Origin of the sequence: Enterobacter sp. 302C9 (assembly GCF_034106085.1) — a bacterium.
Lineage (GTDB): Bacteria > Pseudomonadota > Gammaproteobacteria > Enterobacterales > Enterobacteriaceae > Enterobacter > Enterobacter asburiae_B.
This window is the reverse complement of sequence record NZ_JAWNBW010000001.1, coordinates 297848-316512: the sequence shown is the minus strand read 5'-3', so window position 1 is coordinate 316512 and position 18665 is coordinate 297848. Positions and strand designations below refer to the sequence as shown.

The following is an 18665-nucleotide window of genomic DNA, read 5'->3' as shown; positions in this document are numbered from 1 at the left end:
CCGTTATTGAATGAGCGGCTGCCAGAGGGTCATCAGCCCCTGCGTCAGCCCACCGCGCCAGCAAAGCGCATCGTGTCCGCCGTCAACCTGACGCCAGGTAACCTGCTGCGCGTGTAGTTCGGCGTAAATCGCCTGATTGGCATTGAAAATCAGCGGCTCGTTGCGCCCGGCTTCGAGGACGATACGCAGCCCGCTCGCGGTCAGCTCACCGGTTCTGAGCTGTTCGATGAGGCGCCCTTCCTGCTGCCCGCCGCGGTGCGGCCACCAGTACGAGCCGGACTGGCTCAGCACGCAGCCAAACCGCTGCGGCCAGCTGAGGCCAGCATAAAGCGAAGAGAGTCCGCCATAGCTCTGGCCCGCCACCACGGTACGGTCGGCGAGGTCGCTGAAGGGGGCGAGATGTTTTACAAGAGGGAGAAGTTCTTCCTGTACCGCCAGCCAGAAATCGGGGTTACAGGGCAATTCGCGGTTGCGGTGTTCCATATCGATCGCATCGATTAATACGTAGACCGCAGGGGGCAGTTGGCGCCCGGTGGTGAGCGACGTCAGCGCAGGCCAGACGGGCATGCTTTCGGCCCAGAACTGCCCGTCGAGCAGCACCGCCAGCGGGCGCTCGGTGCCGTCGTCCCCGGTGGTAAAAATCCACACGCGGCGACGGTTGTTGAGACGCTCGCTGTTCCACTCAATGCAGACCGGCTGGTGATACTGCGTATCGGGACGATCCCAGCCGGGCTGAACGGGCGCGTCCGGCATCTCCAGCGCCGAAACGGCATGACCGCGCCCGCCGCGCCAGCTCTGCCGATTCAGCGGGTCGGAAACCGCGTGCGGCAGCAGCCTGCGCCAGCCTTCGCGCAGCGCCAGGCGGTCCGGCAGCTCGCCTTCAAACACGGTATCGGCAAAATCGTTTTCATTTACAGAAGGGATAAAACAGTAGCTCCCGCGCCACTCGGGGCTGAATTCGCCCTGCCACTGCCAGACGTCGGTATCCGGGATGCGCTCGAGGGACTGCGGGCGGGCATTTTGATGGTGATCGGTCACGCCGGTAACGTAGAGCCAGACGCGTTTGACCAATGAGGTTTTCTGCGTTCCTGCCGGATCCCGCCACCAGAAGGTGACGCGACACTTCTCCTTCTGACGTTCCCATTCAGGTCCGTTTTTCGGCTGCCACCACGCTTCACTTCCGGTTGTTAACGTCGTCACCCTTATAACCCCATGTTTCACAGTCTTTTTTGTTTCAGAGCAAATTTTATTGATAATATTATTGATAACTATTTGCATTTGCAATAGCGTAATGCCCGCGCTGTGGGAAGCGCGCTCATTAAATAACCATAAAAGCGGGACGTACAATGAATAAGAAGATTCACTCTCTGGCCTTGCTGGTCAATTTAGGGATTTATGGTGTCGCGCTGCCCGCCATGGCAGACGACAACACCGCCTCTGCGCAGCACGAAGATACGATGGTGATCACCGCCGCCGAGCAGAATTTACAGGCGCCGGGCGTGTCGACCATCACCGCCGACGAGATCCGCAAAAACCCGCCCGCGCGCGACGTGGCGGAAATCATCCGCACCATGCCGGGCGTTAACCTCACCGGGAACTCCACCAGCGGCCAGCGCGGAAACAACCGTCAGATTGACATTCGCGGCATGGGCCCGGAAAACACCCTGATCCTGATCGACGGCAAGCCGGTCACCAGCCGCAACTCTATTCGTCTGGGCTGGCGCGGCGAGCGTGACACCCGCGGCGATACTGGCTGGGTGCCGCCGGAGATGATCGAGCGTATCGAAGTGATCCGCGGTCCGGCAGCCGCGCGCTACGGCAACGGCGCGGCAGGCGGCGTGGTAAACATCATCACCAAAAAATTCGACGACCAGTGGCACGGCTCCTGGAACACCTACCTGAACGCGCCAGAACATAAGGACGAAGGTTCCACCAGGCGCACCAACTTCAGCCTGAGCGGCCCCCTGGGCGGCGACTTCAGCTTCCGCATGTTCGGTAACCTCGATAAAACCCAGGCCGACGCGTGGGACATCAACCAGGGTCATCAGTCCGATCGTACCGGTGCCTACGCCAACACCCTGCCGGCTGGCCGCGAGGGCGTGGAAAACAAAGACATCAACGGCGTGGTGCGCTGGGACTTCGCGCCCATGCAGTCCCTGGAGTTCGAAGCGGGCTACAGCCGCCAGAACAACCTCTACGCGGGCGACACGCAGAACACCAACAACGACAGCGCGCTGGTGAAGAAGAATTACGGCAAAGAGACTAACCGTATCTACCGCCAGAACTTCGCGGTGACCTGGAACGGCGGCTGGGATAACGGCATCACCACCAGCAGCTGGGCGCAGTACGAACACACCCGCAACTCCCGCCTGGGCGAAGGTCTGGCGGGCGGGACGGAAGGCTTGTTCAGCAGCAATAAATTCACCGACACCGACCTGGCCGACGTGATGCTGCACAGCGAAATCAACCTGCCGATTGATTTCCTCGTCAACCAGAACCTAACGTTGGGCACCGAGTGGAACCAGCAGCGCATGAAGGACTCCACCTCCTTTACGCAAACCCTGCAGGGCGGCACCGTTCCGGGCATGAGCAACGACCGCAGCCCGTACACCTCGGCGGAGATTTTCTCCCTGTTCGCCGAAAACAACATGGAGCTGACCGACAGCACCATGCTGACCCCTGCCCTGCGCTTCGATCACCACACCATCGTCGGCAACAACTGGAGCCCGTCCCTGAACCTGTCGCAAGGTCTGGGCGATGACTTCACGCTGAAGATGGGGATCGCGCGCGCCTATAAAGCGCCGAGCCTGTACCAGACCAACCCGAACTACCTGCTCTACAGCAAAGGCCAGGGCTGCTACGCCAGCTCGGACGGCGTGGGCTGCTACATGATGGGCAACGACGATCTGAAAGCGGAAACCAGCATCAACAAAGAGATTGGTCTGGAGTGGAAACGCGACGGCTGGCTGGCGGGCGTGACCTGGTTCCGCAACGACTATCGTGACAAGATTGAAGCGGGCTACGCGCCGATCGGTCACACCTCTTCCGGTAAAGTGCAGACGGATATCTACCAGTGGGAAAACGTTCCGAAAGCGGTCGTCGAAGGGCTGGAAGGCTCCCTGAACGTGCCGGTCAGCGACACAATCAACTGGACCAACAACATCACCTGGATGCTGCAGAGCAAGAACAAGGAGACCGGTGACCGTCTGTCGATCATTCCGGAGTACACGCTGAACTCGACCCTGAGCTGGCAGGTTCATCAGGACGTGTCGCTCCAGTCGACCTTTACCTGGTACGGCAAGCAGCAGCCGAAGAAGTACAACTACAAAGGTCAGCCGGTGACCGGGTCTGAGAAAGACGAAATCAGTCCGTACAGCATCGTTGGCCTGAGCGCGACCTGGGACATGACCAAAAACGTCAGCCTGACCGGCGGCGTGGATAACGTCTTCGACAAACGCCAGTGGCGCGCGGGTAATGCCCAGACCACGGGCAACGCCACCACCGGTGCGTATATGTACGGTGCGGGAGCGTATACGTATAATGAGCCGGGTCGTACCTGGTACATGAGCGTGAATACGCGCTTCTGATTCAGGCAGTAACTCCCCCCTCTCCCCGTGGGAGAGGGCCGGGGTGAGGGCATCAGGCCGCACAATTCTGAAGGGAAAAACATGCACACAACCCACACCACGTTCATTATTGCCGGCCACACCGTCCACAACGTCACCTTCGACCCCACCACCTTCACCGACGCCGACCTTCTCTGGCTCCCCCACTACGCTGAGCTTTTAAACGCCGGACGCAAACGCAAAGCCGAGCATCTGGCAGGCCGCATCGCCGCCGCGCATGCGCTCGGTGCGATAAATGAACGCGCGATCCCCGGCATCGGCCCCAGCGGCGAACCGCTCTGGCCGGAAGGGGTTTCGGGAAGCATTACTCATAGCGGCACGCAGGCGATGGCGGTTGTCGTCCGTCATCAAGATGCGCTCGTAGGTATTGATTGCGAAGCCATTCTTCCAGACCGGGAAGCCCGCGAAATCCAGGACGGCATCGTTGATGCGCAGGAAGCGATGTACCTGACGCACTCGGGCTACCCTTTTGCGCTGGCGCTGACGCTGGCATTTAGCGCCAAAGAGAGTTTGTTTAAGGCGCTCTTTCCAAAGGCAAATACTTACATGGGGTTTGAGTGGGCGAGAGTCACAGAGTTAACGGAAAAAACAATCACGCTGGCGCTTTCGAACCCGGCTGGAGGCTATCCTGAGGGTAAACGCTTCATCCTCATCTGGCAGAATAATGATACGAGCGTGTTTACGCTGCTAAAAGCCTGATGGCGCTACGCTTATCAGGTCTTCGGTAAAGCGGTGTTGTAGGCCAGGTAAGGCATCGCCGCCACCCGGCATAAATTGTACAGATAGATATCAGCTCACTGCCCCGCAAGTGCTCTGAAAAACGCGGGATTATCTCTAATCACATTTAGCACTTTCGCCGCTAATCCCGTTGGGTTTCGCCGTTTCGACTCCCAGCTTTTAATCGTATCAACACTTGTACCCAGAGCCTTCGCCATTTCGCTTTGAGTGACATTTAACTGCTCTCTTATCGCCCGAACGTCCGCGACCTCATAGCGAGTGACTCGTGATGGCGTTTTCTTACCACGTTGGATCTCGGCAGCCTCTTCAAGCGAAGCCTTAAGTTCATCAAAGATACTCATTGTCTGCCCCTTCTTGCCTGAAATGGAGTACATAGTACACCTTTAATTGATGGAACTGGAAGAACTATTGATGAGAACAGACGTGAGTTTTTTGAGTTCGGCTTTCTGTACATCGGTCAGGCTGTCCTTAATGCTTTTTGGATAGGCCATGAGGAAAAAAATCACCTCTTCAGTAGCCAGAAAGTAGATGACTCTGGCCCCGCCGCTTTTTCCCTTTGAGCCAACAGCCATTCTTATTTTACGTAGCCCGCCTGTATGCTGGATCAAATCGCCTTTATGAGGCCAGGCAATGAGTTCCTTTTGGAGATCCCTTAATTCATCATCCGTAGCAATGCTTTTGAATTGCCGGGTAAAAAGTGATGTTTCGATAAATTCTATCGCGTGGCTCATGCATGATTCCTTCCCTGATGCAGCAAAAGCCTCAATGCGTCAGCATCAGACTCTTGCTGCAATATGACTCTTCCATGAGTAATATCGCACTGAATAACTGTACTTATATACAGGTGTGTTGTTTTTTAAGAATCCGTTTAGACATCCGGGAACATCACGCTATTCCCCGGCGCTTCCCTGTGCAGATGGATAAAGTTCAGGTGCCGTTCATACTGGTCCAGAATGTCCGTAATCACCTGCTCCTTGCTGTAGTCCATCAAATCATTCCCCTGGCTCCCTTCCAGCAGGAAGGTTTCCAGCCGGTAGTAGGTCGATTTCCCGCTGCGCGCCCGGTAGGTAAACCCGGGTACTGAATACTGCTGCGGCCAGATCTGATAAACAAAGTTCTGCTCGTCGCCCATGTGCACCAGCAGATCCAGGTGCCCCAGGGTCTCGCCCTCCTCCGGCGGCAGGTTTTTCAGCTCCACGTAGGCTCCACGCAGCTTCAGCTCCTGCGCGACCTCTTCCATCGCCGGGAAGCAGACCGTCTCCATCATCTGTTTGGTGTAGCGCGTGCCCGGGTAATTCATCAGGCGCGAGAGACGTTTTTTCCAGCTCAGCCGGTCCTGCGCGCCCATCGGACGCGGCGCGGTGTCGCGGCTGGCGCTGACGCGGCGATAGTCTTCCACCTTGAGCGATTTATACAGCCCGGCCATCACGAAGAAGATGACGAAGCTGAACGGCAGGCCCATGATCACCGTGGTGTTCTGCAACGCCGAAATGCCGTTGGTCATCAGCATGCCGAGCGTCAGCAGGCCGATGGCGACGGACCAGAAGATGCGCAGCCAGTTCGGCGCATCGCTGTTGATATCTTTGAGCTTCGAGGTGAAGTTACCCAGCACCAGCGCGCCGGAATCCGCCGAGGTGACGTAGAACAGCAGGCCGGTGATGGTCGCCACGGAGGCGCTAAAGGTAAACGCCGGGTACTGCGCCAGCAGGCTGTAGAAGCCGCGCTCCGGGTGCGCCATCGCTTCCTGCGCGAAGGTGGCATTGCCGTGGATGATCTCATGCAGCGCGCTGTTGCCGAAAATCGACAGCCACAGCAGGGTAAAGGTGAACGGGATTATCAGCGTGCCCATCACGAACTGGCGGATGGTGCGGCCACGCGAAATACGCGCCAGGAACAGGCCGACAAACGGCGACCACGCCACCCACCACGCCCAGAAGAACAGCGTCCAGTTGTTCATCCACTCTACCGGGCGGTCGAAAGCGAAGCTGTTCAGCGTCATGCCCATAAAGCGGTTTACGTAGTCGCCCACGTTGAGCACTAGGGCATTGAGCAGGAACGAGGTATCGCCCATAAACAGCACGAACAGGATCAGCCCCAGCGCCAGCGCCACGTTCAGCTCGGAGAGCACGCGGATGCCCTTATCCACGCCCGACGTCACCGAAATGGTGGCGATAATCACCGACAGCGCTATCAGCGCCGCTTTGGCCGCCATCGAATCCGGGATATCAAACAGCACGCTCAGCCCGTAGTTGAGCTGCACCACGCCAATCCCGAGCGTCGTCGCAATACCAAAGATGGTGCCGATCACCGCCGCGATATCGACGCTGTGGCCAATCGGCCCGTTAATCTTTTTACCGAAGATCGGGTACAGCGCGGAGCGGATGGTGAGAGGCAAATTATAACGATAGCTAAAGTATCCGAGCGCCATGCCCATCAGGGCGTACATCGACCAGCCCGTCAGGCCGTAGTGGAACAGCGTCCAGACCATCGCCTGGCGCGCGGCCTCCATCGTCTGCCCCGCCCCTTCCGGCGGCTGCATATACTGCGTGACCGGTTCCGCCACGGAGAAGAACATCAGGTCAATGCCGATGCCCGCGGCAAACAGCATCGCGGCCCAGCTCAGCAGGCTGAATTCGGGCTTGGACTGCTCAGGCCCGAGCTTCACGGAACCAAAGCGCGAGCAGGCAATGCAGACCACGAAGACGATATAGAGCGTCGCGGCCAGCAGATAGTACCAGCCGAAGGTCTTCGACACCCAGTTCAGGGTGCGCCCAATCCACTCGGCAGAAAAATCACGAAAGAAGATGGTCGTCAGGGAAAACAACAAAATCAGCCCGGCGGACGTATAAAAAACGACCGGGTTGATTTTGTCTTTTTCTCTGTCTTGTGAAAGGTCTGTCATCCAGTATCCCCACTGTTTTTGTAACTATTGAAATCCAAATCCGCAACAATTAAGACACATTTTATATTGAACGTCCAATCAAAAACCGCTTTAATGCATTACCAACGCTGATGAATGGAGTGGCAAAAATGCCCAAAGTGGGGATGCAGCCGATCCGGCGCAGGCAGCTTATCGACGCCACGCTGGAAGCAATAAATGAAGTGGGAATGCACGACGCGACGATCGCGCAGATCGCCCGTCGGGCGGGCGTTTCCACGGGGATCATCAGTCACTACTTCAAAGACAAAAACGGTCTGCTGGAAGCGACCATGCGCGACATTACCGGCCAGCTGCGCGACGCGGTTTTGAGCCGCTTACGCACCCTGCCGGACGGCAGCGCGGAGCAACGCCTGCAGGCCATTGTCGGCGGCAATTTTGATGAAACCCAGACCAGCGGCGCGGCAATGAAGGCCTGGCTGGCCTTCTGGGCGAGCAGCATGCACCAGCCGATGCTCTACCGTCTGCAGCAGGTGAGCAGCCGTCGTTTGTTGTCAAACCTGGTGTACGAGTTCCGCCGTGAGCTGCCGCGCGAACAGGCCGAAGAGGCGGGCTACGGCCTGGCGGCCCTGATCGACGGGCTGTGGCTGCGCGCCGCGCTGAGCGGCAAGCCGCTGGATAAGACCCTGGCGCAGTCGCTCACCAGCCACTTTATCAGCCAGCATTTACCGACCGAATAACCGAGGAGAATTTATGTCCCGAATGGCAGAACAGCAGCTTTATATCAATGGTGGTTATACCTCCGCCACCAGCGGTCGCACCTTCGAGACCATCAACCCGGCCAACGGTGAAGTTCTGGCGAGCGTACAGGCCGCCGGGCGCGAAGACGTCGACCGCGCCGTGGAAAGCGCAAAACGCGGGCAAAAAATCTGGGCGGCGATGACCGCCATGGAGCGCTCGCGCGTTCTGCGTCGCGCCGTCGATATTCTGCGCGAGCGCAACGACGAACTGGCGAAGCTGGAAACCCTCGACACCGGTAAAGCGTATTCTGAAACCTCCACCGTCGACATCGTCACCGGCGCGGACGTGCTGGAGTACTACGCCGGGCTGATCCCGGCGCTGGAAGGCAGCCAGATCCCGCTGCGTGAGACCTCGTTCGTCTACACCCGCCGCGAGCCGCTGGGCGTGGTGGCGGGCATCGGGGCGTGGAACTACCCGATCCAGATCGCCCTGTGGAAATCGGCCCCGGCGCTGGCGGCGGGCAACGCGATGATCTTCAAGCCGAGCGAGGTCACCCCGCTTACCGCTCTGAAGCTTGCCGAAATCTACACCGAAGCGGGCGTTCCGGACGGCGTGTTTAACGTCCTGCCGGGCGTGGGCGCGGAGACCGGCCAGTACCTGACCGAGCATCCGGGCATCGCCAAAGTCTCCTTCACCGGCGGCGTCGCCAGCGGCAAAAAGGTGATGGCCAACTCGGCTGCCTCCTCCCTGAAAGAGGTGACGATGGAGCTGGGCGGCAAATCCCCGCTGATTATTTTCGACGACGCGGATCTCAATCTCGCGGCGGACATCGCCATGATGGCGAACTTCTTCAGCTCCGGCCAGGTGTGCACCAACGGCACCCGCGTGTTCGTACCCGCGAAATTCAAGGCCGCGTTTGAGCAGAAAATCGTCGAGCGCGTGGGCCGCATCCGCGCGGGCGATCTGTTCGATGAACGCACCAACTTTGGCCCGATGGTCAGCTTCCCGCACCGCGACAGCGTGCTGCGCTACATCGCCAAAGGCAAAGAGGAAGGCGCGCGCGTGCTGTGCGGCGGTGACGCGCTGAAGGGCGAAGGCTTCGACAACGGCGCGTGGGTCGCCCCGACCGTGTTCACCGACTGCACCGATGAGATGACCATCGTACGCGAAGAGATCTTCGGCCCGGTGATGTCCATCCTCACCTATGAAAGCGAAGAAGAAGCCATTCGCCGCGCCAACGATACCGACTACGGTCTCGCGGCGGGCATCGTCACTGCCGACCTGAACCGCGCGCACGGCGCCATTCATCAGCTAGAAGCGGGCATCTGCTGGATCAACACCTGGGGTGAATCCGCCGCAGAGATGCCGGTCGGCGGCTACAAACACTCCGGCATTGGCCGCGAGAACGGCGTGATGACGCTGCAGAGCTACACCCAGGTGAAGTCCATCCAGGTTGAGATGGGTAAATTCCAGTCCATATTTTAACCGGGAGGTTTATTTGCAATTTGACTACATCATTATCGGGGCCGGCTCTGCCGGCAACGTACTGGCAACGCGACTGACTGAAGATCCGAATACCACCGTCCTGCTGCTTGAGGCGGGCGGGCCGGACTACCGCTTTGACTTCCGCACCCAGATGCCCGCCGCGCTGGCGTTCCCGCTGCAGGGCAAGCGCTACAACTGGGCGTATGAAACCGAGCCAGAGCCGTACATGAACAACCGCCGCATGGAGTGCGGACGCGGCAAAGGGCTGGGCGGCTCGTCGCTGATCAACGGTATGTGCTACGTGCGCGGTAACGCCATGGATCTGGACTACTGGGCGAAAGAATCTGGCCTTGAGCACTGGAGCTACCTCAACTGCCTGCCCTACTACCGCAAGGCGGAGACGCGCGACGTGGGGCCGAACGACTACCACGGCGGCGACGGTCCGGTGAGCGTCACCACCTCTAAGCCGGGCGTGAACCCGCTGTTTGAGGCGATGGTGGAAGCGGGCGTGCAGGCGGGCTACCCGCGCACCGACGATCTCAACGGCTATCAGCAGGAAGGCTTCGGCCCGATGGACCGCACGGTCACGCCGCAGGGCAGACGCGCCAGCACCGCGCGCGGCTATCTGGACCAGGCCAAAAAGCGCCCGAACCTGACCATCCGCACTCACGCCATGACCGACCATATTATTTTTGACGGCAAGCGCGCGGCGGGCGTCGAGTGGCTGGAGGGCGAAAGCACCATCCCGTCCAGAGCGACGGCAAATAGAGAGGTGCTGCTGTGCGCAGGCGCGATTGCCTCCCCGCAGATCCTCCAGCGCTCCGGCGTGGGCAACGCGGAGCTGCTGAAGCAGTTCGATATTCCGCTGGTGCACGACCTGCCCGGCGTGGGCGAAAACCTGCAGGATCACCTGGAGATGTACCTCCAGTACGAATGCAAAGAGCCCGTCTCTCTCTACCCTGCCCTGCAGTGGTGGAACCAACCGAAGATTGGCGCCGAGTGGCTGTTTGGCGGCACCGGCGTGGGCGCGAGCAACCACTTCGAAGCGGGCGGTTTTATCCGCAGCCGCGAAGAGTTCGAGTGGCCGAACATTCAGTACCACTTCCTGCCGGTAGCGATTAACTACAACGGCTCGAACGCGGTTAAAGAGCACGGCTTCCAGTGCCACGTCGGCTCCATGCGCTCCCCGAGCCGCGGCCACGTGCGCATCAAGTCGCGCGATCCGCACCAGCATCCGGCGATCCTGTTCAACTATATGTCACACGAGCAGGACTGGCAGGAGTTCCGCGACGCAATCCGCATCACCCGCGAGATCATGCACCAGCCCGCGCTGGACAAATATCGCGGTCGCGAAATCAGCCCGGGTATCGAATGCCAGACCGACGAGCAGCTGGACGAATTCGTGCGTAACCACGCCGAAACCGCCTTCCACCCGTGCGGCACCTGCAAGATGGGTTACGACGAGATGGCGGTGGTCGACGGCGAAGGCCGCGTTCACGGGCTGGAAGGGCTGCGCGTCGTGGATGCGTCGATCATGCCGCAGATCATCACCGGCAACCTGAACGCCACCACCATCATGATTGGCGAGAAGATTGCCGACGCCATCCGCGGGCGCGAGCCGCTGGCGAAGAGCACGGCGGCGTATTACGTGGCGAACGGGGCGCCGGTAAGACGCTAAGTTTCGCCCGCCTACGTTTAAACGATGATTAAAACCTCAGTTTCATAGACAAAAATCCCCGGACGTCGCCGCCGGGGATTTGTACCAGTCAGAACGCATTGTCCCTGAGACGAAATGAACGGGTAATGCGATCCCAGATCGCCACAAGCTCAGCTTCGCTATAGGCTGATGGGGGAGCAGTGTCGCTTCCTTCGGGTGGGATTTCGTTGCTGAGTGTCAGATCAAGACTGGGATGCATGAAGTCTGCATTTGTCTCATTCGCTACGGCTGTAAACATGAGCTGCGCTGAGGGATTATCGGATGATCTTTTTGGTGGGGCGGTAATCAGCCATTCATTGCCCGTGAAACCGGCAATCTGCGCTTCCCCCTTACGTAATGTGCGTCCATTAATGCTGTTGATATAAGACTGAATTTCCCCGGTTCGCTCCAGCATGGTGGTGCTTTCTTTCAGAGCATTATTGCTCCAGACGATAAAAGAAAATACCGAACTGTGCGGATAAATAAAGGTGATGTCTTCCTTTGGTTTACCGTTCCCGTCGCGGATAAACCCTTCTGAAATACAGGTGCCCGGCTGTGTCGGGATTTCATCATTTTTTCGCCCGCTCAGACGGGACATTAAGTCCTGTAGCTCTGCTAGTTTCTGAGGTTTGTTATTAATATGGCCAGGACTGACACCAGCATTGATAAAATCCTCCTTATCTTGTTGATATTTAGGATCTGATAAATCGATAATATCCTGACTGAGGATAAACGCTACCCCATCTATATACAGGTGCCCTTCCAGAGTGCGGCCATATCCTCCTTCACTCCCATTTCTATTCCGGTCAAAGATCACCGCATTCTCATTGATCCGGTACACCTGCTTTAAGAAAGGCTGATCCACTTTCCTCACTGTATGCCCGTTCAGCAACTCCTGCTCTCGTAGCCGGATACGTTGTTCAAATGCCGGGCGATAAAGTCGCTTGCTGCTGATGCTGATCTCATTGATTTTGGCATCTTCGGTCCGGGTGTTTTCAAAAGAGGTCGGAACCTCAAACACATAGCGCCCCACGCACTGGGCTTTAGTGTAGGCAAACAGGGTATCAACCATACGTTTTTCCTTAGCGGTCAATTCTGGTGGCGTATGAACAAACGTCACAAAGTTGTGAATATAGAATCCTGCCGCCAGCAACAGCATCGCCAGCGGAATAAGCAGGGGAAACGGGAATTTTTTCATGGTGCCGGCACCTGCTGCACGATTTTTACCACCGAGCGGACCGTGAACATCAGGGCGTCGGACAGGTCGCTGTAAACTGAACGGGAGCGATCCACAGGATCAACGGCATAGGCCCCTTCATGGTCAACATTGGTCGCCAGCACCCCAAAAATTCTGGGGGACCTGGTCCGGATCGCCTTTACTGGCACCGTGCCATCGCCGGGCGTGCCTGCGGAAATCAACTCAAAGGTTGTTCCTGCATCATACCGATATGTCGGTGACGATGGCTCTGGATAGCCCATCACCGGCACAGGCCGCAGAACAGGCCGTTCTTTCCACGTCAGAAAAGCATCAGACTTATTGTCTGCACTCGCACCATAAAACAGCCAGGTCTGCGGGTGGTATTTGCCATTCAGTTTCTCAATGAATTCTTTAACTGGATTCTTTATCCGGTAAACAAAATCTTGCCACTCACTATTCGTATCCCCCAGCAGCAAATCCTTATCACATAGCCGCCACCAGTCCGTTTTGTTCAGGTATATTTCCGTGTACGGATCGCTCTTTGGTAGAGACTGTTGCGTATCGCCGCTCTCGATTTTCAGCCAGCCAGGACCGTAAGCCTTGCCCGGCAGCAGTTGTAACGGGCCGGGAGACTGGGCCAACACCGGCATCAGCTTCTCGGCACTGTCCCCGATAATTATCCCGGTAATTCCCCGTTCGCCGATTTTCATCCGTCGATAAGCTGCTGGCGAGCCAAGGTCCGGCATCACCCCGTGGACAATCCCCAGAATCTTGCTCTGACCGTTCATGTTTTCTGAATAATGTCGGGCAACTAGGCCTCCCATCGAATGGGTGACCAGAATGACTTTGTCCACCGCCAGACGACCGTGATATAACCCCAGAACCTTGCTGATATATTGGCCAAGCAACGCCGCCGAATCAGCATTCGACTGTAGCCAGTTATAGCCAAAAACGTGAAGCGGGTATAAAAAGTGGTGCCCGTGCGCCGCTTCTTCTTCCGTCAGCACCTGCTCTGCAGGTTCGTCACTGATCCTGACACCGGTAAAACGCTGCCGCGCCGTTTGTAATTGCGCTTCACGGAAATAATTATCTAACAGGATATCGTCGTCACTGAGCAGGTACTGTAACCGGTCAAGCGCCTCGCCGTAGCTCTTGTAAAATGCACTCCCCCAGCCCCGCACACACCGGGATGGGAACTTTTTACCGTCAGCCCCCTCATTGAAGATATTCCCGCTGTCATCAACAAATGTTGTTTTTGGGTCAAGAAGCTGTTTTCTTTTCTCCGGGCCTGCCAACGGCCATTTTTTTAGTGATTCAAAGCTGTACTCCCAGACTTTGTTCTCTTTGTTCTTTAAATTAGATCCCATCACTCCTGGAATGAAAATAACCGGAATGATTTTGTGCGGCGGCATAAGGCAAACCGCCACGTAATTATTTTCTTTTGGCTGGGAGGTCAATTCATAATGAAACCGTCCATTGTCGTCCCAGATGGGCCGATGATAAGCACGATTTTCAGAGTCATCCATGAGTTAAGTTCCTGATATTGTAGATCCAGAAGGGCATTAGCGCATAAAATCCGCGAACAGAACTTAACCAAAATCAACTTTCAAATTCACTTTGCCACTCCCTTCCCAAAATATTTTCATCCTCCTGCATCCAGTTTCCCCCCTGTCCTCGTATGTGAGTATGTGAGCAACGCCTTTGCTCCCTAATCCGAGGATAAATGATGAAAAAGCTACTCAGTGTTGCATTCGTATCCAGCGCTTTACTCTTCTGTGCAGGCGCATCAGCAGCCATGACGTCAGGCTCCGTGATGGTGGGCGGAGCGGAAATGTTCCCGAGCAAAAACATTGTTGAAAACGCTGTGAACTCTAAAGATCACACCACGCTGGTGGCGGCGGTCAAAGCGGCCGGGCTGGTGGATACGCTGCAGAGCAAAGGGCCCTTCACCGTTTTTGCGCCCACCGATGCGGCGTTTGCAAAATTGCCTGCGGGTACGGTCGACAATCTGGTGAAGCCGGAAAATAAAGCGCTGCTCACCAGTATCCTGACCTATCACGTGGTTGCGGGTAATTACGATATGAAAGCGCTGGAGCAGAAAATTAAACAGGGCGGCGGCCACGCGGAGCTGAAAACCGTTAACGGTCAACCGCTGTGGATCATGAGTAACGGCCCGCACAATATTCAGCTCAAGGATGGTAAAGGCAACGTGGCGAACATCAGCACCTATGACGTCCATCAGAAAAATGGCGTGATCGATGTGATCGATACCGTCCTGATGCCTAAGTAGTTGTCTATACTTCGGAAGTGTGACGTTGCCTTCCGGGAAAAACATGGATAACGCGTTGGCTGAACAGCAGTTGAAATTAATGCAGGCGGTCGCAAACGGCGATCGCCGCGCATTTGAACAGCTTTACCGACTCACATCGCCTCACCTGTTTGCCGTCGCGCTGCGCATGCTGCGCCATCGCGCCTGGGCAGAAGAGATCCTTCACGACTGTTTTGTCACCGTCTGGAGTAAAGCCGACACCTATAACGCCGCCCTGAGCTCTCCGATGACCTGGCTTACGCATATTGTTCGCAACCGCTGCATTGACTGGCTGCGCAGCGGGCAAACCCGGGCTGCCGCCCGCGAGGAGTCGTATTCCGAAGAGAGTCTGCTGAGCGAAAACGATGAGCAAAACAACTGGTACGACGACGCGCAGGCAGCACGGCTCAGGCATTGTCTGGATCATCTGAGTCAGGAACAGCGCCAGAGCATTACGCTCGCCTACTATCAGGGCATGTCCCACAGCGACATTGCCGACTGGCTCCAGCAGCCCGTGGGCTCGGTAAAAAGCTGGATCCGCCGCGCGATGGATCATCTTCGGGAGTGCGTGGGCCTATGAATGACAGCGAAAAACGCGATGACATGCTGGCTGCAGAATATGCCCTCGGCACCCTGCGCGGAGGGGCGCGGCTTCAGTTCCAGAAAAGGCTTGCCGCTGAGCCCGGTCTGGCTGCCCGCGTGGCGTACTGGCAGGAAATGTTCAGCACGCTCGACAGTCATCTCGCGCCCGTTCACCCACCCGAGACGGTGTGGAAGAGGATCGCCCTCGATCTGCCGCCGAAAAAGCCTTTGCGCCAAAGCCGGCATTATCTCGGCTGGATGGTCGCGGCCGGCCTTGCCGCCGTTACCGTCATGACCTGGTACTCCACCCGCACGCCGGAACTCGCACCGCTGATGGTGCTCAACGATGCCCAACAGCACGGGCAATGGATCGTCAGTGCGGACAGCCGCCGCCAGTATCTGAGCATAACCCCGCTCAGACCGAACGCTATTGCGGCGCGAAACAGCCTGCAGCTTTGGCTTATTCCTGCCGGGAAGGCCCCGATATCCCTTGGGCTGCTGCAAAGTGATATACCGACTGATGTTGCCCTCAGGAACAACACCCTTACCCCTGACGCGATGATAGCCATAAGCCTTGAACCTAAAGGGGGATCACCCACCGGTCAACCCACCGGCCCCGTGCTGTACAGCGGCAAGATTTAATCCTCCGGCCTTGTTCGCAGGGCCGCGGGGGTCACTAAATTTTATTCTGTTCATATGATTGTTACATATAAGAATTAAATATTAAGCTTGCAATTAATTTAATTATTAAAAAACGTCATTGACATTTTCTTCCGCACTCCATTAAGTTTTAAGCGAGCATTATTTCATTCCAGATACAGAATATATCAAAAACGAGCGTTTAAGAATTTTTCATAATTCTTAAACCGCTCCCTTATTTTTATTTATTTTAATCACACAACAGTGGGATAAGATCATGAATAATAGTGCAAACAAAGTTGTTGTTATCACCGGTGCCAGCAGCGGTATTGGTGAGGCCATTGCCCTTCATCTGGCAAATAAAACTTTCTCTCTGGTGCTGGTTGCCCGTCGTCTGGAGAGAATTAACGCCCTGGTGGATCGCATTATTCAGCAGGGCGGCCGGGCGATTGCCGTGAAGGCGGACGTGACCCGACAGGAGGAGGTTCAGCGCGCGATTGACGCTGCCGTTGCCGCATACCAGCGCGTCGACGTGCTGATCAACAACGCGGGCTTTATGGCGATTGCCCCCCTCAGCGAGTTGAAAACCGACGAGTGGGACCGGATGATCGATACCAATATCAAAGGCGTGCTGTACGGTATCGCAGCGGCATACCCGGTATTCCAGCGTCAGGGGAGCGGACACTTTATTAACGTGGCCTCCGTGGCGGGTATCAAGGTCCTTGCCCCCGGCGGCGTGGTGTACAGCGCCACGAAATTCGCCGTCCGCGCCCTGAGTGAAGGCTTACGTCAGGAAGCGGGGAAAACCGTTCGGACGACCCTTATTTCCCCCGGCGCCGTTGAAAGCGAGCTGCAGTTTGGCAGCTCTGATGCCCCGAGCAAACAGTTCCTGCATGAATTTTATAAGCAGGCTATTCCGGCAGAGTCGATTGCCAGGGCCGTATTATTTGCTATCGAACAGCCTGGCGACGTTGATGTAAATGAAATAATTGTCCGTCCTACGCAGGAAGAATTTTAGCATGAGTTAAATAACGCTGAATGAGGTGTCATTATGATTAAATCATTAACGTCCCTGTCAGATTTAAATATGCGATCGGGTGCCGATATTCTCCTTGAAGTGCTGGAGAGTGAAGGTGTGGAATATATTTTTGGCAACCCCGGCACCACCGAACTCCCGCTCATTGATGCCCTTCTTCGCCATGAAAATATTCACTATATTCTGGCACTCCAGGAGAGCAGCGTGGTCGCCATTGCCGACGGCTACGCGAAAGCCTCCGGCAAGACCGGTTTTATCAATTTGCATACCGCCAGCGGTCTTGGGCACGGCATGGGGAATCTCATTAATTCGCGGATCATGAAAACGCCGCTGGTTGTCACCGTCGGGCAGCAGGATACCCGGCACTACGTGCGCGACCCGCTCCTGTATGATGACATAGTCTCCATTGGATCGCCGGTGGTGAAATGGGCGCAGGAGGTCACCAGCGCCGACCAGCTTCCGGTGCTGGTGCGTCGGGCGTTTCATGCCGCCAGCTACCCTCCGGCCGGCCCGGTTCTGCTTTCGCTTCCGATGAACGTGATGGAAGAGCTCAGCGACGCCGGGATACAAACGGCCTCTAAAGTGAACTACCACACCGTGGCGGGCTCGCTGGACGAGCTGGCGCAGGCGCTAAGCGAAGTCACCCCCGGCAGGATCATGATTGTGGCGGGGGATGAAGTTCACTCCAGCGGCTCGACGCAGGAGATTGTCCAGCTTGCTGAAGCCCTGGGTGCCCACGTCTACGGCTCCTCCTGGCCGTTGAATTTGCCCTTTCCCACGCAGCACGCGCTATGGCGAGGGAATATGCCCACCACCGCAAAGGAAATCGCCAGCGTCGTTAATGCCTACGATGCGGTGTTTATCATCGGCGGCAGAAGCCTGATTACCATTTTGTATAGCGAGGGCGAGGCCATTCCGGAAACCTGCGCGGTGTATCAGCTCTCGGCGGATATGAACGAACTTGGCCGCACCTACGCCACGCGCCTCTCGGTGATGGGGGATATAAAACTCTCCCTGAAGGAACTGTTGCCGAAGCTTGAGCAGCGCCGGGTGGCAAGCAAATTGACGCATCAGCGGCTGCTCAAAGCGGCACGCGCTGAACGAGAAAAAGAGTGGCAACTGCAGGAAGAGCGTCTGGCAGCCGAGCGGCTGCGCCCGGCGATTTCGCCGATGGTCGCGGCCTACGAGGTGATAAAGTCCGTTCCGCCGGGCACCACGATTGTCGACGAAGCGATTGCAACGGCCAGACACGTTCGCCGGTTTATTTCCGACCAGCAGCACCCGCGCTACTACTTTATGCGCGGCGGCGGTCTGGGCTGGGGAATGCCTGCAGCAGTAGGGCACTCGCTGGGGCTGGGACGCGAGCCGGTAGTGTGTCTGGTTGGCGACGGCGCCTCCCTGTACTCGCCGCAGGCGCTCTGGACGGCGGCGCACGAAAATCTGCCCGTCACCTTTATCGTGATGAATAACCTGGAGTACAACATCCTGAAAAACTTCATGAAAGGACAGCCAGGCTACAGTTCGACAAAGCTGGGTCGCTTTATCGGGATGGATCTGATTAACCCGCGAATTGATTTCCAGTCGCTGGGCGCCGCGATGGGTATCCGCTGCTGCCGGGTGACCCAGGCCGCGGATATCGCCACGGCGGTGACGCAAGGGCTACAGTCCGGAAAAACCAATTTGATTGAAATTGCCATTTCCGCAGATTGATCGACCGTTTCAGATGTACCCTACATAA

General features: G+C 57.0%; 16 protein-coding genes. 10 read left to right on the top strand and 6 right to left on the bottom strand.

Annotation, left to right across the window (positions count from 1 at the left end; translation table 11 throughout):
• Positions 1 to 3: 3 nt before the first annotated feature.
• The gene (fes, locus tag UR289_RS01505; protein WP_320709065.1) at positions 4 to 1200 is read right to left on the bottom strand and encodes an enterochelin esterase; all 1197 of its coding nucleotides are present in this window, start codon (positions 1198 to 1200) and stop codon (positions 4 to 6) included.
• A gap of 146 nt (positions 1201 to 1346) precedes the next feature.
• On the opposite strand from fes, the gene UR289_RS01500 reads away from it, so the two are divergent.
• Together UR289_RS01500 and entD are read left to right on the top strand one after the other, a co-directional pair.
• Positions 1347 to 3587 (top strand): TonB-dependent siderophore receptor, encoded by a 2241-nt coding sequence (locus UR289_RS01500; protein WP_320709064.1) that lies wholly within the window; start codon positions 1347 to 1349, stop codon positions 3585 to 3587.
• An 81-nt stretch (positions 3588 to 3668) separates the two neighbouring features.
• Entirely contained in the window at positions 3669 to 4325 is a 657-nt protein-coding gene (entD, locus tag UR289_RS01495) for an enterobactin synthase subunit EntD (RefSeq protein ID WP_320709063.1), read from the top strand.
• A 95-nt stretch (positions 4326 to 4420) separates the two neighbouring features.
• Here the strand turns inward: entD and nadS are convergent, their stop codons facing one another.
• From nadS to betT, 3 genes are all read right to left on the bottom strand, one after another.
• A complete protein-coding gene (gene nadS, locus UR289_RS01490) occupies positions 4421 to 4705 on the bottom strand; it encodes a NadS family protein (RefSeq protein WP_033144885.1) in 285 nt (94 codons plus the stop codon).
• A 42-nt stretch (positions 4706 to 4747) separates the two neighbouring features.
• Positions 4748 to 5095 carry a type II toxin-antitoxin system RelE/ParE family toxin gene (locus UR289_RS01485; RefSeq protein WP_320709062.1) on the bottom strand — a complete coding sequence of 116 codons (348 nt, stop codon included), beginning with the start codon at positions 5093 to 5095 and terminating at the stop codon, positions 4748 to 4750.
• Between the two features lie 137 nt (positions 5096 to 5232).
• Positions 5233 to 7266, bottom strand: a complete 2034-nt coding sequence (gene betT, locus UR289_RS01480) for a choline BCCT transporter BetT (protein WP_029741651.1) — start codon at positions 7264 to 7266, stop codon at positions 5233 to 5235.
• Positions 7267 to 7394: 128 nt separating this feature from the next.
• Here betT and betI point away from each other — a divergent pair, with 128 nt between their 5' ends.
• From betI to betA, 3 genes are read left to right on the top strand one after another with little or no spacing between them, the layout of a single operon-like run.
• Positions 7395 to 7982 (top strand): transcriptional regulator BetI, encoded by a 588-nt coding sequence (betI, locus tag UR289_RS01475; RefSeq protein WP_320709352.1) that lies wholly within the window; start codon positions 7395 to 7397, stop codon positions 7980 to 7982.
• A 13-nt stretch (positions 7983 to 7995) separates the two neighbouring features.
• On the top strand, positions 7996 to 9468 hold the full coding sequence (gene betB, locus UR289_RS01470; RefSeq protein WP_320709061.1) for a betaine-aldehyde dehydrogenase: 1473 nt from the start codon (positions 7996 to 7998) through the stop codon (positions 9466 to 9468).
• A gap of 13 nt (positions 9469 to 9481) precedes the next feature.
• Positions 9482 to 11146 (top strand): choline dehydrogenase, encoded by a 1665-nt coding sequence (gene betA / locus UR289_RS01465; RefSeq protein WP_320709060.1) that lies wholly within the window; start codon positions 9482 to 9484, stop codon positions 11144 to 11146.
• An 88-nt stretch (positions 11147 to 11234) separates the two neighbouring features.
• Here the strand turns inward: betA and UR289_RS01460 are convergent, their stop codons facing one another.
• Together UR289_RS01460 and UR289_RS01455 are read right to left on the bottom strand one after the other, a co-directional pair.
• Complete coding sequence (locus UR289_RS01460; protein WP_221702672.1) at positions 11235 to 12362, bottom strand: T6SS immunity protein Tli4 family protein; 1128 nt, start codon at positions 12360 to 12362, stop codon at positions 11235 to 11237.
• The gene (locus UR289_RS01455) at positions 12359 to 13888 is read right to left on the bottom strand and encodes a lipase/acyltransferase domain-containing protein (protein WP_320709059.1); all 1530 of its coding nucleotides are present in this window, start codon (positions 13886 to 13888) and stop codon (positions 12359 to 12361) included. Before UR289_RS01455 ends, UR289_RS01460 begins: the two co-directional genes overlap by 4 nt.
• Positions 13889 to 14088: 200 nt before the next feature.
• Here UR289_RS01455 and UR289_RS01450 point away from each other — a divergent pair, with 200 nt between their 5' ends.
• The 5 genes from UR289_RS01450 to UR289_RS01430 all read left to right on the top strand — a co-directional run bounded on the left by UR289_RS01450 (position 14089) and on the right by UR289_RS01430 (position 18637).
• On the top strand, positions 14089 to 14652 hold the full coding sequence (locus UR289_RS01450; RefSeq protein ID WP_023334833.1) for a fasciclin domain-containing protein: 564 nt from the start codon (positions 14089 to 14091) through the stop codon (positions 14650 to 14652).
• 43 nt (positions 14653 to 14695) lie between these two features.
• Positions 14696 to 15250: an RNA polymerase sigma factor gene (locus UR289_RS01445; protein ID WP_048979585.1), complete on the top strand. Its 555-nt coding sequence runs from the start codon at positions 14696 to 14698 to the stop codon at positions 15248 to 15250.
• Entirely contained in the window at positions 15247 to 15894 is a 648-nt protein-coding gene (locus UR289_RS01440; RefSeq protein ID WP_320709350.1) for an anti-sigma factor domain-containing protein, read from the top strand. The genes UR289_RS01445 and UR289_RS01440 overlap by 4 nt, the downstream gene beginning before the upstream one ends.
• A 274-nt stretch (positions 15895 to 16168) precedes the next feature.
• Complete coding sequence (locus UR289_RS01435; RefSeq protein WP_320709058.1) at positions 16169 to 16909, top strand: SDR family oxidoreductase; 741 nt, start codon at positions 16169 to 16171, stop codon at positions 16907 to 16909.
• Between the two features lie 33 nt (positions 16910 to 16942).
• Entirely contained in the window at positions 16943 to 18637 is a 1695-nt protein-coding gene (locus UR289_RS01430) for a thiamine pyrophosphate-binding protein (protein ID WP_320709057.1), read from the top strand.
• Positions 18638 to 18665 lie beyond the last annotated feature (28 nt).

What these genes read in the sequence shown, in the direction of transcription:
- UR289_RS01500 (WP_320709064.1), top strand. Translation starts at nt 1,347, where the DNA reads ATGAATAAGAAGATTCACTCTCTGGCCTTGCTGGTCAATTTAGGGATT.
- entD (WP_320709063.1), top strand. Translation starts at nt 3,669, where the DNA reads ATGCACACAACCCACACCACGTTCATTATTGCCGGCCACACCGTCCAC.
- nadS (WP_033144885.1), bottom strand. Translation starts at nt 4,705, where the DNA reads ATGAGTATCTTTGATGAACTTAAGGCTTCGCTTGAAGAGGCTGCCGAG.
- UR289_RS01485 (WP_320709062.1), bottom strand. Translation starts at nt 5,095, where the DNA reads ATGAGCCACGCGATAGAATTTATCGAAACATCACTTTTTACCCGGCAA.
- betT (WP_029741651.1), bottom strand. Translation starts at nt 7,266, where the DNA reads ATGACAGACCTTTCACAAGACAGAGAAAAAGACAAAATCAACCCGGTC.
- betI (WP_320709352.1), top strand. Translation starts at nt 7,395, where the DNA reads ATGCCCAAAGTGGGGATGCAGCCGATCCGGCGCAGGCAGCTTATCGAC.
- betB (WP_320709061.1), top strand. Translation starts at nt 7,996, where the DNA reads ATGTCCCGAATGGCAGAACAGCAGCTTTATATCAATGGTGGTTATACC.
- UR289_RS01460 (WP_221702672.1), bottom strand. Translation starts at nt 12,362, where the DNA reads ATGAAAAAATTCCCGTTTCCCCTGCTTATTCCGCTGGCGATGCTGTTG.
- UR289_RS01455 (WP_320709059.1), bottom strand. Translation starts at nt 13,888, where the DNA reads ATGGATGACTCTGAAAATCGTGCTTATCATCGGCCCATCTGGGACGAC.
- UR289_RS01450 (WP_023334833.1), top strand. Translation starts at nt 14,089, where the DNA reads ATGAAAAAGCTACTCAGTGTTGCATTCGTATCCAGCGCTTTACTCTTC.
- UR289_RS01445 (WP_048979585.1), top strand. Translation starts at nt 14,696, where the DNA reads ATGGATAACGCGTTGGCTGAACAGCAGTTGAAATTAATGCAGGCGGTC.
- UR289_RS01440 (WP_320709350.1), top strand. Translation starts at nt 15,247, where the DNA reads ATGAATGACAGCGAAAAACGCGATGACATGCTGGCTGCAGAATATGCC.
- UR289_RS01435 (WP_320709058.1), top strand. Translation starts at nt 16,169, where the DNA reads ATGAATAATAGTGCAAACAAAGTTGTTGTTATCACCGGTGCCAGCAGC.
- UR289_RS01430 (WP_320709057.1), top strand. Translation starts at nt 16,943, where the DNA reads ATGATTAAATCATTAACGTCCCTGTCAGATTTAAATATGCGATCGGGT.